Source organism: Streptomyces sp. NBC_01463, from assembly GCA_036227345.1.
Lineage (GTDB): Bacteria > Actinomycetota > Actinomycetes > Streptomycetales > Streptomycetaceae > Streptomyces.
The window spans coordinates 2216688-2231117 of sequence record CP109468.1 but is presented as its reverse complement, the minus strand read 5'-3'; the positions used below and the strand labels follow the sequence as shown (position 1 = coordinate 2231117).

Sequence of the window (14430 nt, the reverse complement as noted above, 5' to 3'; positions counted from 1 at the left end):
GTACGGCGTTGCGGTTCAGGCTGGAAGCAGCCTGCGCGCGGTAGAGATCGCGGGCCACGTACGCGCTCGGGCCGCCGAAGCCGCGATGGTTGCTTGGCGGGATGGTTTCGCCGGCTGTGCGGCCGTTCTGGGAGTCCTGAGACGAGAGCTGTGTCGAGTCGTGACGCTCATTTGACGCTCCGGCTCCACCGAGCGGGGGAAGGAACACCTGAAAAGGCGTTCTGACCTGCGATTTCTCACCGGCATCCGATGCCGACGTCTTCCCGATGACGCACCATGTGGAGTGCGTCGCGATTCTGGAGCCTGCCACAAAGGGCATCTGACCTGCTCTCTTTCTGATTTCCCAGGCTGCGAGCGGGGCATGCCGACATGTTTCCGCAGATCTATCACGTGAAGCATGGCGCACGCTCCCGCTGCCTGTCTGACCTGTGACTTCGTATAACGGAATGCAGGTTGACTCGACATCTGCGGGCCGGGCACGGAAACGTCTTGACGCTCGTTCAACGCTGGTTCTGACGGCGCGCTATGTATCGTCCCGGGTCAGACAGCGCGGCTCAATCGGGGTGTCGGGCAGCAGCGTGCTTCCAGCGATGCACACCGGGCGGGGCGGCGGCCGCTCAAGTGCGGCGTGATCGTGCACGCCACGCTGTGCCGGCACCAGGAGCATCCGAGGGGCGGTCCTGGGAACGCGGCATCCCTGCCAAGTTCTCCATCAGGTGCAGCACAGGCGTCCCTTCGACTGCGGGCGGCGACGGCCGCCCCGGTGTCGTTTCCGCCGTCTGCCACCTGCCGTTCCGTTCCTGAGGCCACCGCCGCTCCCTGCACCCATGGCGACGGCGAAGCGCTGCGACTCCAGCTGCGGAGCACCGGAGTCCTGGTCGGGACTTTGCAGGCGGCCGCACCGGGCTGGATGCCCGCCGGCGCGGTGACAGCACATGCTCTTCGGCAGGTTCGCGGTGCCGGCGTCGGCGAAAACTTCGTAGCCCGGCCGGGGCGGCGGGGGCGTGCCCCCATCGGCGGTAGAGGTCGACTATCTCGCTGGCCGGTGCAGGAAAATCTATGATGTCCGGAGTAGACATTGGGCTGCGGCGTGGCTATGGTTTCTCTCGTAGCCGAGATCGAGCAAGGCCCGGCAGAGATGAACTGCCAGGCAGTGGTACCGCAGTTGCAGTGCGCAGGACGGTGCGGTGGTGGAGTTTCGAAGCCAGGGTTGTTGCAGGACGGCGACGGGGCTGACGGCCGGACCGGGTGGCCCGCAGTGGTCAGGGGCTGCCATGAGCTGGACCGCTGTAGCAGTTCAGAAGATGCAGTTCGCAGTACCCAGCAGTGCGGTATCGGTAGTTCCTCGGTAAAGGCGTCGACTGCGGACGCGCGTATTGGGAGGTTCGGTAGTGGGGTTCCAAGCCGGCGCAGATGCAGGACGGGCGACGGGGCTGGCTGCCGGAGCGTGGTGCTGTGACGAGGCCACGAGCAGTTCGTAGGACCAGGAGCACGCAGTTCCTGTTCGGCAAGCAGTTGATCAAGAGGGAAGAACGGAGGAGTGCGCCATCGGGATCGCCCGGGTGGAATGACTGGGCCCGGGTACCGCAGGACATCGATAGTGAGGTGGTCTCCGGTCGAGCAACCGCGATCCCCGCACCCCGACTGCATCACGTCGGGACATGCGGAAAAATGAGCCGGCGCAGCACTCAAGGCCGGCAGATGGTGTAGCAGTTCCTTCGGGGCCCTGGTGCCATATGGCACCAGGGCCCCTCCACGCGTTCCACAGAGAGGTGCAAATGACAGCAGACGACTCGTTCGGCCGTCTCGATGACGACGACTACCCCGCGTACACCATGGGCCGGGCCGCTGAAATGCTCGGCACCACACAGGGCTTCCTCCGCGCCATCGGCGAAGCTCGTCTGATCACCCCGCTCCGCTCCGCGGGCGGCCATCGCCGCTACTCCCGCTATCAACTGCGTATCGCCGCGCGCGCCCGGGAACTCGTCGACCAGGGCACCCCCATCGAGGCCGCCTGCCGCATCGTCATCCTCGAGGACCAGCTCGAAGAGGCCCAGCGCATCAACGCCGAATACCGCCGGGCCGCCGGCCCGTCCGGTCTGCCCGAGTCCTGAGGCAGTGCGACCGCTCCTGCTGAAACAAATTGTGCTCCGGGTGGATTGATAACTACGGCCGCGAAGTGAGGGTTTGGCGCATCGCGCCCGCAGTGTTTTTACGTCAATGAGCCGAATTGAATTGCGACTAACGCCGGTTACTATGGCATGGTACTGTCGGCCTCCGTTGCAGTGTTGGTTCCCGAGTTTCAGGCGCCTCCAACGACCATTTCGGGCGTTGGAAGCGCTTCTGTATTTCCGGTCATTCCGGGAGGGGCATCATCTCGGCGACCCGGCATCCGTGCATTGCGGGTCCTGCGTACTGCCCCAGAGGAGATATGACATGGCGTCCGGCACTGTGAAGTGGTTCAACGCGGCAAAGGGTTTCGGCTTCATCGAGCAGGATGGTGGCGGTGCGGACGTGTTCGCCCACTTCTCGAACATCGCTGCCGAGGGATTCCGCGAGTTGCTCGAAGGTCAGAAGGTCACCTTCGACATCGCGCCGAGTCAGAAGGGCCCGACGGCCGAGAATATCGTTCCCGTCTGACTTCGACACGCGTTCCGCGGCGCCGGGACTCCAAGTGTGTCCGGACTCGCCTTGTGGGGTGTTCCCGTAGTGGATTCACGCGTGAGGAATCAGGAATCATCGCCGACAGGCATGATCAAGCGGTGTTGGCTCTCCCGGAGTGGCGTCTGGTTCGAGCTATTTCGATTTCACCCTTTCATTCGTACCAGATTCACCGCGAGTCGGACATGCTCATGCGTTTCATTCGACTCGTTCATTCGATCCCGGCACGACTCTTGCGCGATGGAATTACTTGAACGTGCCATATCGAGGAAGGTTCTGGATGAACCCCCTGCCCATGGATGATCACTCCTCCAGCAGTCGGCCCGACGGCCCCGCTTTCGGCTCGGGCGCCGATTCGGGGCGGGGTGGCGGGTTCGGCACGCTCGCCCCGAGGAGCGGGAATCCGGCAGGCACGGATATCCGCCGCAGGAACAACGTCACCGTCACCGGCCGAGAGGACGGGCCCGTACTCCTGCTGGTGCACGGGTTCGGCTGTGACCAGAACATGTGGCGTCTGGTGGCCCCCATGCTGGCTGAGACCTTCCGGGTGGTGCTCTTCGATTACGTGGGATCCGGCCGCTCGGACCTCTCCGCCTGGAGTGAGCAGCGCTACAGCTCACTGGACGGCTACGCCTTGGACGTGCTGGAGGTCTGCGAGGAGCTCGACCTGCGGGAAGTGACCTTCGTGGGGCATTCGGTCAGTGCCGTGGTCGGGGTTCTCGCAGCGGCCCAGGCGCCCCAGCGGTTCTCCCGGTTGGTGATGGTGGCCCCGTCGCCCCGCTACATTGACGAGGACGGGTACCGGGGCGGGTTCAGCGCGGACGACATCGACGAACTGCTGGAGTCGCTGGAGTCGAACTACCTGGGCTGGTCGGCGGCGATGGCCCCGGTGATCATGGGGAACGAGGACCGGCCGGAACTCGGCCAGGAGCTGGCCGCATCCTTCTGCGCGACCGACCCCGACATGGCCCGGGTCTTCGCCCGTACGACCTTCTTGTCGGACAGTCGTGAAGACCTGAAGACGGTGGCGGTGCCGACGCTGGTGCTGGAATGCACGCAGGACGTGATCGCCCCCCGCGAGGTGGGTGCCTATGTCCACGCCGCGATTCCCGGCAGCCGGCTGGTCACGCTGGAGGCGACAGGGCACTGTCCCCAACTGAGTGCTCCGCAGGCCACAGCCGGGGCGATCGCCGACTTCATGGAACCGACCCGATGATGTGCCGCACCGACCAGGACCAGGACCCGGAACAGGAGCAGAACAAGGGCACGGAGGCCACGGGGGCGGCCTTCACCGATCTGCTGGAGGACAGCGCGGAGGAGCTGTACGAGCAGGCTCCGTGCGGCTACCTGTCGACTCTGATGGACGGCACCATCGCGAAGATCAACACCACTCTGCTGGAGTGGTTGGGCCTGACCCGGCGCGAGGTGGCAGGCCGGATGCGGTTCACCGATCTGCTCACCGTGGGCGGCAGGCTTTACCACGAGACGCACTTCGCACCGTTGTTGCAGATGAACGGCGAGGTCGGCGGCATCGCCCTGGATATCAAGACCGCCGACGGGCAACGGATGCCGGTGCTCGTCACCTCGAAGGTGAAGACCAGTCACGACGGCGAACCGATGCTCGTCCGCACCACGGTCTTCGACGCCCGCGACCGCCGCGCCTACGAGACCGAGCTGCTGCGCGCACGGCAGGCAGCCGAGGAAGCCCGCAGGCAGGCGGAGGCCGACCGAGAGCGGCTTCAGGAAGCTCTCGCGGTCCTCCAGCAGAGCCTGCTTCCCGCCGAACTGCCCACGGTCGCGGGCCTGGAGGCCGACGCCTACTACCACACCGCTTCTCCGGATCTACTCGGCGGGGACTTCTACGACCTGTTCCCCCTCGGTGCGAACCGATGGGCGTTCTTCCTCGGAGACGTGTGCGGCAAAGGGCCCCAGGCCGCCGCAGTCACTTCCCTGACTCGCTACACGCTCCGGGCAGCCGCTCTGCACGACCCGGACCCCGTGGCCGTGCTGACCACCCTGAACACCGTGCTGCACGAGCGGTACCGGAGCGGCGGCACCCGTTACTGCACCGCCGTCTTCGGCGTCCTCCACCCAGGCACCGGCCACGCCAGCGTCCATCTGGCGTCCGGCGGCCATCCCTCCGCGCTGGTCCAACGCGCCGACAACACCGCGCACTACCTGCCCACCCCCGGCGGTATGCTCATCGGCGTCCTGCCCCAGGCGGAGTTCACACGCACCCACACCCGGCTGTTCCCCGGCGACACCCTGCTGCTCTACACCGACGGCCTGACCGAAGCCCGTACCGGACCCGAGCGTGAGCTCTACGGTGACGAAGCCCTCCGCGCCTTCACCATCGCACAGCCGGCTGCGGGACCGAAGGCCCTGATCAGCGCCCTCTCCGGCCTGCTCGCCGGCTTCGGTGAGGGACTCGACGACGACACAGCGTTGCTCGCCCTCGGCGTACCCGCCCCGCGTACCACTCCCGCGAGTCAAGACCTGACATGAGCCGACTGACGATCACTGCCCGAGACTCAGCAACCGGTCCCGTGCTGGGGATCGTTGGTGACCTCGACCACGCGACGGCACCCGAACTCCGCCGAGTCGTGGACAGTCTCCCCGGGATACGGGGCCGATTGCTGGTCCTTGAGCTGGCCGGCCTGGAATTCTGCGACTCCAGCGGTATCACCGCGCTGCTGGCTGCACGCAACCTGGCTACGGAAATGAGCGGCGACATAGCGCTGGCCGCCGTCCCTGCGAACACCGCCCGGATCCTGCGCATCATCGGCCTGGACCGGGTCTTCACCCTCCACCCCGACCTGCCGACAGCCACCGCCCCGACTCCACAGGGCGCTGATCACCGGAATCGCGTCACCAGGGACTGAATCCTGCCTGGAAGGAGAGGGACCCTCTCCGCTCGGGTCGTCCAGCGCGGCGGGACCCGGCGCCTACGGATCCTTTTGCTCGGAGTCGTCCTGCGACGGGTCCACGCCGCGGTGGCCGCTCAGTGATCGGAATAGCTGAAGTCGCCCACGGTCCAGGCGCTGACGTCCTCGATCGCGACACGGTACATCCCGCCCGTCTCCGGGATCCCCACCGTGCCCTGCAGGATCCGGGCGACATGGAAGTGCAGATGTGTAGGCGCCCCGTCGTTCTTCGCGGGGGTCTTGAAGGCGGCGGAGAAATCGCTCAAGCGGTCCGAATCCTGGAGCACCTCCGACACCCTCAGTCTCCACACGGCTTCGGGAGCCAGCCGACCGGTGATGACAGCACCACCGGTGACCACGGTCAGCGACATCTGATTGCTCTGCCCGGATTCCACCAGGGCGGCGAGATCTACGAGCAACTCGTCAGGCTTCGACATGCCACAGATCATATTCACTGGTGGTCCAATCGCTTGAGCGGCCGGCACTGTCGGGGAAGACGGGCGCTCGCGGTCCCTGTCGGAAGCCCGGCGGCCCCGTGCTGGCACGGGGCGGACAGTTCCGCGCCGGTACGAAGCACAACATCATCCCCGCCGAGGCCCGGCTCTCCCCGAACCTGCGCACCCAGGACGCGCGTGTGCGGGACCGCGTCCTCGGAGCCGTCCGCCGCATCGTGGAGGGCGAGTGCCGGACTGCCGGCTGCCCGACCCTGCCGGAGGTTACGGTCCGGCCCGGCTACCCGAACACCGTCAACGACACCGTCCTTGACGGCGAGAACTCCGCCGTGCACCGCGAACTGTTCGGACCACCCACGGTGCTCGACTTCGGCCCCGCGATGGGCAGCGAGGACTTCTCCCTCCTCGCGCCCGCGGGCGTGCCCTACGACTTCTGGTACGTGACGTCGACCCCGCCCGCGGTGTGGGACGCGGCCCCCGATGCGCCATCACACGGCCGCTCCCGGGGCTGATCACGGGCGTCTGTCCCGTTCGCCACGGGCCGGGGCCGCATCACAGCAACCGGTCGACCAGCCCGTCGACGTACTCCGGGGTGGGCGGGCCGACGCCGAGCAGGAGGCGTACGTACATCGGGGCCATGATGTGGTCCAGCACGTCGAGTGCGGCAGGGGCGGGCTCGCCGCGTTCGGTCGCGCGGTCGAGCATGGACTGCAGTTGGCCGGTGCGTGCGGCGAGGAGATCGTCGCGCGCCTGCCGGCCCTGCCGGCCGCTCCTGGACAGGGCGACGGCCAGGGTCACCACCGCCAGCCCGTCGGGGCCGGTGATCTCGCGGGCCACTTGGTGCGCGTACGTGCGCAGGTCGCCGGCCAGGGTTCCCGTGTCGGGCATCGGTGACTGCGCGTCCAGGCGGGCGAGCGCCACGTCGGAGAGCAGGCTTTCCAGGTTGCCCCACCGGCGGTAGATGCTGCTGTCGGCCACGCCCGCGCGGGACGCGACCTCGCCGACGGTGAAGTTGCCGTAGCCGCGCTCGTTGATCAGGTCGGTGACGGCCTGGTGCACGTCCGCGGCGACGCGCGCGCTGCGCCCGCCGGGCCGCCGGGCTCGTTGTTGTTCGCTCATTCCCTCACCTTAACGCAGTCAGGACTTGCGTTTACGGGGCGATCCTCCGTACAGTCAACTAACGCAGTCGACGACTGCGTTAGTGCGCTCGCTGTTGGCCGCTTCGGCCACGGAGGGGCGCAATCGACGATGGAGAGGAACTCCCTTGACCGCATCGCCTGCGTCCGTAGGCAGTCGGCAGAGCCGGAGCGCGCTGCTCACGGTGACCTGCCTGGGTCAGTTCATGGTCCTGCTCGACAACACGATCGTGGGAGCGGCGCTGCCCGATATGCAGCAGCGGCTGCACACGCAGCTGACCGGTCTGCAGTGGATCGTCGACGCGTACGTGCTGCTGGTCGCCATGCTGCTGCTGTCCGGCGGTGTCTTCGCCGACCGGTTCGGCCGCAAGCGGGTGTACCTGACCGGTGTGGCGGTGTTCACCGTCGCGTCGGTGATGTGCAGTCTCGCGCCCTCGGTCGGCTGGCTGGTCGCCGGCAGGGTGCTGCAGGGTGTCGGGGCCGCGGCGGTGAGCCCCGCCTCGCTGGCCCTGCTCGTCGCCGCCTGTCCCGTGCCGCAGGAACGGATCAAGGCGATCGGGCTGTGGGCCGGGCTCAGCGGGCTCGGTCTGGCCGTCGGTCCCGTGGCCGGCGGCGTGCTGACGGATGTCTTCGGCTGGCCCGCCATCTTCCTGGTCAATGTGCCCATCGGCGTCGTTCTTCTGCTGTTCGGTCTGCGCAGCCTCGAGGAGACCCGCAATCCGAACGCCCCGGCGATCGATGTCCCGGGGACGGTGCTGTCCGTGCTGGCGGTGGGGGCGCTGACCTACGGGCTGATCGAGGGTGGTGCCCGCGGCTGGACGGCGCCCGTGATCCTGGGCAGCTTCACTGCCGGGGTGATCCTCCTCGCCGCCTTCGTCGCCGTCGAAGCGCGACGTTCCGCTCCGATGCTGCCGCTGCCGCTGTTCCGGCAGCGTCTGTTCACCGTGTCCAACACCGCCATGGTCGTGGTGGGGTTCGCGCTCATGGGTTCGTCGTTCTTCTTCTCCCAGTTCTTCGTCTACGTCCAGGGCAGTTCGATCCTGCGCGCGGGCCTGCAGACCTTGCCGATGTCCCTCGGCATGGTGATCGTCAGCCCGTACGCGGGCCGGCTCGCCGCCCGTTACGGCTTCCGCATCGTGGTGACCGTCGGCCTGGCTCTGGCCGGTCTGGGGCTGCTGGCGCTCGGCATGGTGCACGCCGACACCGGCTACGGGAACGTGTGGTGGCGGCTCGGAGTCGTCGGCATCGGCTTCGCCCTGACCCTGTCCCCGCTGACGGGAGCCGCCATCCAGGCGGTCAGCCCGCAGGAGGGCGGCCTCGCTTCAGGCATCAGCAGCACCACGCGGCAGATCGGCGCGGTGCTCGGTGTGGCGGTACTCGGAGTCGTCGTCCGCACCCGGCAATCCGGCGGTGCCTCCTTCGAGGCCGGCCTCAACAGCGCCTTCCTCGCTGCCGGTGCCGTCACTCTGGTCACCGCCGTGTTCACGGGCCTGTGGCTGAGCCGGTCCGAGCCGGCGGCGGAAGGCTCCTCGGCGCCGCGGTCCTCCGCCGGTCAGGGCGCGGTCACGACCTCGGGCGAGGCATCCGAACAGCCGGTGACGGCCGCACCGGCACCGACTCGAGAAGGCGATTCTTTCGCGGCCCCGGGTGCACGCTCTTCCGGCTGAATGCGCCCCGCGCACTACTCGCTGATCGAGTGAGTGGAATGCGCGTTTCCGCAGGTCGGCTTGGTGGTGCGAGGTGTATGGATTTACTTTTCAATTGAATGGGGAAGCTTCTTTACCGGTTCGTCTGATTTGCGGCATTGCATTTCCTCTATTTCACTCGAAACGTACGGCAACCCCCATTTCCCACAGGACGGGGCAACACCCATGTACACCACAGAATCCACTGCCACCGACATCGAGCTGGACCTCGACGCGGCGCTCAACCCGGGCGAGGCCGAAGGCTTCTACCGCGACTCCCGCGAGTGCGCGTATCTCGCCCTCCTCGGAGGCGGCTCCGCACTGCTGCTCTCGCCGCCGACCCCCCGCCCGAAGAAGGGCTAGTCGGTAGCACATGGACCAGACACATGCCTCGTCCCCCCTCGCGGGTGCCGTGCATGACCTGGCAACAGAGGTGGTCCTCGCTCTTCGGAGCGGGGACCACCTCGCCACGGTGTGCGGCGCTGCCGGAATCGACGAGGACAACCGGACAGGAATCGCCGCGGTACGCGTGATCGGCGCCGATCTGCTGCTGCCCAGCGTGCTGCACGGCCACCATCCGCATCCCGGAGACCTCGCCGTGCTCCACCGTGCCGTGCGGGAGTTCCCGCCCCGGCCCGATGCCTCCGATGCCACGGCCTGGAGTCACTGGGGCATGCGGTCGGCCCTGGACCGGACGGCACCGGCCACCGCCGCCGGACAGCTGCCGCCCACCGGGCCCGGTACCGCCGAGCCGGACGCGGCGTGGCTCGAAGGGGCTCCCTGGCAGGCGTTCACCCATCAGCTCTCCGTGCTGGCACCGCTCGCCGTGCCGGCCGCCTCGTCGGCCGTGCACCGGGCCGCCGCCCACCGGGTCGTCGATCTGTCGCGCGGCTTCGTGCGCGCGGTACGGCGGCGCAACTGGCTCCAGGCGGCGGGCGCCGGCCGCTGGCTGGCCGGTCTCGAAGGCCGGCCCGACACGCTGGGCCTGGACCGCGGACTCGACTTCGTCGAGCTCATGGGCGGCACGGACCCCCGGGTCGCGCTGCACGTGCGGGCCGCCCGGCTGATGGCCGAAGGGCGGGCGCGGTGACGGCATCGGCGGTCACCGCCCCCGGCGGCACGGCGGGTGCCGCACTGTCCGTCCTGCCCCGCGTGCTGCGGCAGGCGCTCGGCTGGGCCGACGCCCACCGCTCGGGCTTCGTGCTCCCCCCGGACGTCCTGGAGCCGCACACCCAGGTCAACAGCACCCTCAAACCCCTGGGCGAACTGGCCCAGCTCTGCACGACGATCCGCCGCAGCACCGCCCCCGACGCCCCGGAACACGCGACGGCCGGGGACCTCGTCATGTTCGCCTGGGACCAGGTGCACGGCGGCGACCTGTTGCTGGAGCTGCTGCGCGGCGAACCCTTCGCCGCGTACCCGTACGAGATCTACGCCGCCTTCGCCGGACACGGGCTGCGCAATGAGGGCTTCGAGCGCCTGGCCGGGACGCTCGCCACGACCCGGGGCTGGGCCCGCACCGAGCAGCAGGCCAACCGGGAGCTGGGGCTGCTCAATTCGGAGCGGCGGGTCGGTGACGCCCTCCACGCCGACGCCGGTTCGGTCCTCGCTCGCACCTGGCTCGGCGGGCTGTCCGAACCGTGGATGTTCGAGGGCCCCTCCGGCTACGCGCTGACCCACACCGTCTTCCACATCACGGACTGGTGCTGCGTTCCCGAGCGGATGCCCGCAGACATCGACGCGTATCTGCGGGCCTGGCTGCCGCCCTGGGTCGACGGCTGCCTGGAGAGCCGGCAGTGGGACCTGACCGGCGAACTGCTCGCGGTCGCCGCTGCCCTGCCGGGGCCGCCGCCCACGGATCTGCTGGACGCGGCCTGGCCCGCGCTCGCCGCCGCACAGGCCCCGTGCGGCGCCGTACCGGAGACGGGCCCCACGGTGCGGGCCGACCCGCGGGGCGGTGCGGGAGCGGACGCCGAGCCGGATCCGGATCCGTATCCCTTTCTCGCCTGCTACCACTCCACCCTGGTCACCGCGTTCGCCGCCGCGCTGTGCCTCAAGCGGCTCACCGGGCACCGGGCCGATGCCGCCGCGGCGGTCACCGGGGCCGCCGTATGACCCGCACGAAGGGAGCTGCCGCATGAGCGGCATCCAGCAGATCCATGACGTGGGCGCGCGGGCGCTGGGATGGCTGTACGACCACCGGGCGGGGTTCCGGCTCGACGACGACCCGCCTCCCGAGGTGGGTGTCCTGGACCGGTTCAAGCCGCTCGGTGAACTGGCGCTCATCAGCAAGGTCATCTTCCGCGAAGGCGTCGCCGGGTCACGGCAGGCCGCGCTGGCGCGCAAGCTCCTCGACCACGCCTGGCACGAACTCCTCGGCTCCGGAGCCCGGCTGGTCGACGGCCAGCGGCGCGAACCGCTCTGCCCCGTCCCGATGGAGGTCTACGTCCCGTTCCGGGAGCTGGGGTTCCGCGAGCCGTCCCTGGAGGCCGCCGTCCGGCTGAACCACCGGCTGGACAGCTGGGGCGCGCTGGAGGTCGTCCCGGTGCGCCGGCTCGGACTCAGCGCCATGGAGCGCCGCTTCGGAGTGGAGCCGAGCATGCCGCTCGACGAGGCGTACCGGCGCACCTGGCTGTCCCGGCGGCCCGAGCCGTGGACCGTCGAGGGCAACATCGGCTACGACATCACCCACACCGTCTTCCATCTGACCGACTGGGGCGCCAATCCGGCCGGGCTGCCCGCCGACGTGGCGGACTACCTCGCCCTCTGGCTGCCGGTGTGGCTGGACGACTGGCTCGACCTGGGCCGCTGGGACCTGCTCGGCGAACTGCTCGTCGTCGACGCCTGCCTGCCCGAGCCGGCCCTGGACCCGGCCGCCTGGGAGGGATTCGCCGGCGCCCAGCAGGAGGACGGGGCGATGCCCGTGATGGGTGCCATGCCGGAGGGGGACGAGGAGTCCGTCTTCGACCTCGTCTACCACCCCACGCTGGTCGCGGCGTTCGCCTCGGCGCTGGCCCTGTCCCGCGCCCTGTCGGACCTCGCCGCCCCGGCTCCCGCGTGACCGCCCCGCAGGACGTCCGCCGGGCCCCGGCCGTCCCGTCGTCCGGGGACGAGGGCGAGCGGGCCCGGCTGCTGGCCGAGGCGGCCCGCACCATCGACGCGCCCGGCCTCGTGATCGCGCTCAGCCACCGCGGCCACCGCACCTTCCGGTCAGGCGGGGGCGTGCCGCCGGGCGACCCGCTCCGCTACGAACTCGGTTCCGCCTCCAAGCCCTTCACCGGGCTCCTGCTGGCCGCCCTCGTCGCGGACGGCCGTCTGCGGTACGAGGACTCGGCGGCCGAACTGCTGGCCCCCGGCCACCCGGTGCACCCCGCCCTGCGCGCCATCACCCTGCGCCATCTGATCACCCACACCTCGGGACTCCCCGCGCTGCCGGCCGACTTCTACCCGCAGGCACTGCCCCGGTGGTCCACCGCGCCCTACAGCCGCTACCCGGCCGACCGGGTGGTCCGGGCGTTCCTCCGCGCCCGCCCGCGCCACCACCCGGGGACCCGCTGGCACTACTCGAACTTCGCCGTCTCCGTACTCGGACACACCCTGGCGGCCGCCACCGGCACACCCTGGGAGGCGCTGCTCCAGCAGGAGGTGCTGGGCCCGCTCGGGCTGGCGGGCACGCGGCTGGGTCCGGGGGATCCTTGCGGCGACGCGGTGGGGCACCGGCGTGACGGCAGTCCGCTGCCCGCGCTGGACACCGGCGGATTCACCGCCGCCGGAGCGGTCCGGGCGACACCGCAGGACCTGCTCACGTTCCTGGAGGCACACCTGCCGGGAGCAGCCGGAGGAGCGGCCGCTCCCGCCCGGCCGCCCGCCGCCGCGTTCGCGGACGTGCGGCGCCCGCTGCTGCGGCGCGGCCTCCGGCACGCCCACACCCACACCCTGACCTGGTTCCGCCACCCGTCACCGCGCGGGCCGGTCTGCTTCCACGCGGGAGCCACGCTCGGGCAGCAGATGTTCCTCGGCTTCCGTCCGGACACCGGCACCGCCCTGGCGGCCATGTGCACCCGGCGGGTGCACCGGACCGACCCGTTCGTCACGACGGTCCACGAGCTCCTGACGGAGAAGCTCTGACCGCACCCCGGTCCGGGGCGGCGGGGGCCCTGCGGCGGCGCGCCTACCAGCCCGTCCACAGCAGGTGGTTGACCGCCAGGGCCACGACCGCCTGCGCCGCCAGCCAGCCGCGCCGCCCCGGGGCCGGCAGGAGGGCGGCGGCGGGGATCAGCCAGAGCATGAACGGCTGCCAGATCCGCTCCGTCTCCGCCTTGCTCATCCCGGACAGGTCCGCCGCCAGCAGGGCGAGGAGCGCCGCCGACACGAGCAGGATCAGCCGCTGCGGCGGAGCCGTCGTACCGGCTCGCAGGGTGCGTACGGTTCCGGGCACGCCGGCCGCGGTCCGGCGAAGCCCCGCGAGCGTCGCGGGGCCGACGGCGATCGCGGTGCAGGCGAGGTTGGCCCAGACCCAGTAGGAGTAGGGGCGGATGCCGCCCGCTCCCTGGTAGTAGCGGTCGACGAGCAGGTGGTACGCCTCCCACCAGTTGAAGCCCGCCAGCGTGAAGGCGACCGGTGTGACCAGGGCTCCCAGGACGAAGAGAGGGAGCGGCCGCGCGGTGCGGGTGAGGACGAGGACGGCGGCGAGCGGGAGCGCGATGAGCGTCAGACCGTAACTGAGGTAGCAGGTCAGTCCGTAGAGCAGCCCGGCCCCCAGCGCGGCGGCCGCGGGGCTGCGGACCGTACGGGTCGCGGCCAGGGCCAGCAGGGCCACGGACCAGGCGGCCACCGCGGCGAAATAGCCGTCCGCGGAGGTGCCGGCCCAGACCGCGACCGGCGCGAGGACGACGAAGGGTGCGGCGCGGCGCGCGATGCGCTCGCCGGCCAGGGTGCGGACGGCGATCAGGACGGCCACCGCAGCGGAGGCCCCGGTGACGATGCACCAGACCCCGGCCCATGCGCCGCCGCCGAGCCCGATGCGGTCCAGCAGGACGAAGGTGAGGGTGGAGGCCGGCGGGTGTCCGGCGACATGGGCGGGCCAGTTGCCGGGCGGGCCGATCAGGATGTGTTCGTTGAAGCCGCGCAGGGCGGCGCCGATGTCGTCGAAGCGGCCGATGACCCTCAGGTACTCGTGTTTCGTGGTGAGCCGTTCGGCGATCCCGCGCTCCCAGCCGTCGATCAGGGCGAGTGAGAAGACCCAGGCGAGCGCGGTGGCGTACCCGGCGAGGAGCAGGGAGCGCCAGCGCATCCGTTCGGCGAGGACGGGACCGTAGCCGATGACGGCCGCGGCCACGGCGGGTGCGGCCCAGGTGCCGGTCCCGGTGTGCGGGTACCAGGTCGCGAGCAGCGGGGGCCAGTGGACGACGAGGGTGTGGTCGGCGCTCTCGACGGCCCGGCCGACGAGCACGGCGGCGGCGACCAGTGCGACGCCCGCACCGGCGGCGGCCAGGTCGCGGCGGTGCCCGGAGCGTTGCGCGGGGAGCGGTTCGATGGCGTGTTCGGTGCGGTCCACGGTCTTCACGCAGGC

Annotated in this window: 15 protein-coding genes; 12 read left to right on the top strand and 3 right to left on the bottom strand. The window is 70.0% G+C overall.

The window, feature by feature from the left end; all coding sequences use genetic code 11:
• Positions 1-1778 precede the first annotated feature (1778 nt).
• The 5 genes from OG521_09690 (at position 1779) to OG521_09670 (ending at position 5543) form a co-directional block, all read left to right on the top strand.
• On the top strand, positions 1779-2114 hold the full coding sequence (locus tag OG521_09690) for a helix-turn-helix domain-containing protein (protein ID WUW21044.1): 336 nt from the start codon (positions 1779-1781) through the stop codon (positions 2112-2114).
• A gap of 322 nt (positions 2115-2436) precedes the next feature.
• Positions 2437-2640 (top strand): cold-shock protein, encoded by a 204-nt coding sequence (locus OG521_09685; GenBank protein ID WUW21043.1) that lies wholly within the window; start codon positions 2437-2439, stop codon positions 2638-2640.
• 301 nt (positions 2641-2941) lie between these two features.
• The gene (locus OG521_09680) at positions 2942-3877 is read left to right on the top strand and encodes an alpha/beta hydrolase (protein ID WUW21042.1); all 936 of its coding nucleotides are present in this window, start codon (positions 2942-2944) and stop codon (positions 3875-3877) included.
• Positions 3874-5166, top strand: coding sequence for a SpoIIE family protein phosphatase (locus OG521_09675; GenBank protein WUW21041.1), 1293 nt, complete (start codon positions 3874-3876; stop codon positions 5164-5166). Before OG521_09680 ends, OG521_09675 begins: the two co-directional genes overlap by 4 nt.
• On the top strand, positions 5163-5543 hold the full coding sequence (locus tag OG521_09670) for an STAS domain-containing protein (protein WUW21040.1): 381 nt from the start codon (positions 5163-5165) through the stop codon (positions 5541-5543). The genes OG521_09675 and OG521_09670 overlap by 4 nt, the downstream gene beginning before the upstream one ends.
• A 119-nt stretch (positions 5544-5662) precedes the next feature.
• On the opposite strand, the gene OG521_09665 is transcribed toward OG521_09670, so the two are convergent.
• Complete coding sequence (locus OG521_09665) at positions 5663-6022, bottom strand: hypothetical protein (protein WUW21039.1); 360 nt, start codon at positions 6020-6022, stop codon at positions 5663-5665.
• Between the two features lie 98 nt (positions 6023-6120).
• Here OG521_09665 and OG521_09660 point away from each other — a divergent pair, with 98 nt between their 5' ends.
• Entirely contained in the window at positions 6121-6549 is a 429-nt protein-coding gene (locus OG521_09660) for a hypothetical protein (protein WUW21038.1), read from the top strand.
• Positions 6550-6589: 40 nt separating this feature from the next.
• On the opposite strand, the gene OG521_09655 is transcribed toward OG521_09660, so the two are convergent.
• Positions 6590-7156: a TetR/AcrR family transcriptional regulator gene (locus OG521_09655; GenBank protein WUW21037.1), complete on the bottom strand. Its 567-nt coding sequence runs from the start codon at positions 7154-7156 to the stop codon at positions 6590-6592.
• Positions 7157-7301: 145 nt separating this feature from the next.
• Here OG521_09655 and OG521_09650 point away from each other — a divergent pair, with 145 nt between their 5' ends.
• From OG521_09650 to OG521_09625, 6 genes are all read left to right on the top strand, one after another.
• Positions 7302-8840, top strand: coding sequence for an MFS transporter (locus tag OG521_09650; GenBank protein WUW21036.1), 1539 nt, complete (start codon positions 7302-7304; stop codon positions 8838-8840).
• 204 nt (positions 8841-9044) lie between these two features.
• A complete protein-coding gene (locus tag OG521_09645) occupies positions 9045-9221 on the top strand; it encodes a hypothetical protein (protein WUW21035.1) in 177 nt (58 codons plus the stop codon).
• A 10-nt stretch (positions 9222-9231) separates the two neighbouring features.
• Positions 9232-9948: a hypothetical protein gene (locus OG521_09640; GenBank protein ID WUW21034.1), complete on the top strand. Its 717-nt coding sequence runs from the start codon at positions 9232-9234 to the stop codon at positions 9946-9948.
• The gene (locus tag OG521_09635) at positions 9945-10973 is read left to right on the top strand and encodes a hypothetical protein (protein WUW21033.1); all 1029 of its coding nucleotides are present in this window, start codon (positions 9945-9947) and stop codon (positions 10971-10973) included. Before OG521_09640 ends, OG521_09635 begins: the two co-directional genes overlap by 4 nt.
• 22 nt (positions 10974-10995) lie before the next feature.
• Positions 10996-11919, top strand: coding sequence for a hypothetical protein (locus OG521_09630; protein WUW21032.1), 924 nt, complete (start codon positions 10996-10998; stop codon positions 11917-11919).
• A gap of 68 nt (positions 11920-11987) precedes the next feature.
• On the top strand, positions 11988-12986 hold the full coding sequence (locus OG521_09625) for a beta-lactamase family protein (GenBank protein ID WUW26628.1): 999 nt from the start codon (positions 11988-11990) through the stop codon (positions 12984-12986).
• 43 nt (positions 12987-13029) lie between these two features.
• Here the strand turns inward: OG521_09625 and OG521_09620 are convergent, their stop codons facing one another.
• Positions 13030-14424, bottom strand: a complete 1395-nt coding sequence (locus OG521_09620) for a hypothetical protein (protein ID WUW21031.1) — start codon at positions 14422-14424, stop codon at positions 13030-13032.
• Between the last annotated feature and the right edge of the window lie 6 nt (positions 14425-14430).

Excerpts from the sequence above, each read along its gene's own strand:
- OG521_09690 (WUW21044.1), top strand. The coding sequence starts at position 1,779 with ATGACAGCAGACGACTCGTTCGGCCGTCTCGATGACGACGACTACCCC.
- OG521_09685 (WUW21043.1), top strand. The coding sequence starts at position 2,437 with ATGGCGTCCGGCACTGTGAAGTGGTTCAACGCGGCAAAGGGTTTCGGC.
- OG521_09680 (WUW21042.1), top strand. The coding sequence starts at position 2,942 with ATGAACCCCCTGCCCATGGATGATCACTCCTCCAGCAGTCGGCCCGAC.
- OG521_09675 (WUW21041.1), top strand. The coding sequence starts at position 3,874 with ATGATGTGCCGCACCGACCAGGACCAGGACCCGGAACAGGAGCAGAAC.
- OG521_09670 (WUW21040.1), top strand. The coding sequence starts at position 5,163 with ATGAGCCGACTGACGATCACTGCCCGAGACTCAGCAACCGGTCCCGTG.
- OG521_09665 (WUW21039.1), bottom strand. The coding sequence starts at position 6,022 with ATGTCGAAGCCTGACGAGTTGCTCGTAGATCTCGCCGCCCTGGTGGAA.
- OG521_09655 (WUW21037.1), bottom strand. The coding sequence starts at position 7,156 with ATGAGCGAACAACAACGAGCCCGGCGGCCCGGCGGGCGCAGCGCGCGC.
- OG521_09645 (WUW21035.1), top strand. The coding sequence starts at position 9,045 with ATGTACACCACAGAATCCACTGCCACCGACATCGAGCTGGACCTCGAC.
- OG521_09640 (WUW21034.1), top strand. The coding sequence starts at position 9,232 with ATGGACCAGACACATGCCTCGTCCCCCCTCGCGGGTGCCGTGCATGAC.
- OG521_09630 (WUW21032.1), top strand. The coding sequence starts at position 10,996 with ATGAGCGGCATCCAGCAGATCCATGACGTGGGCGCGCGGGCGCTGGGA.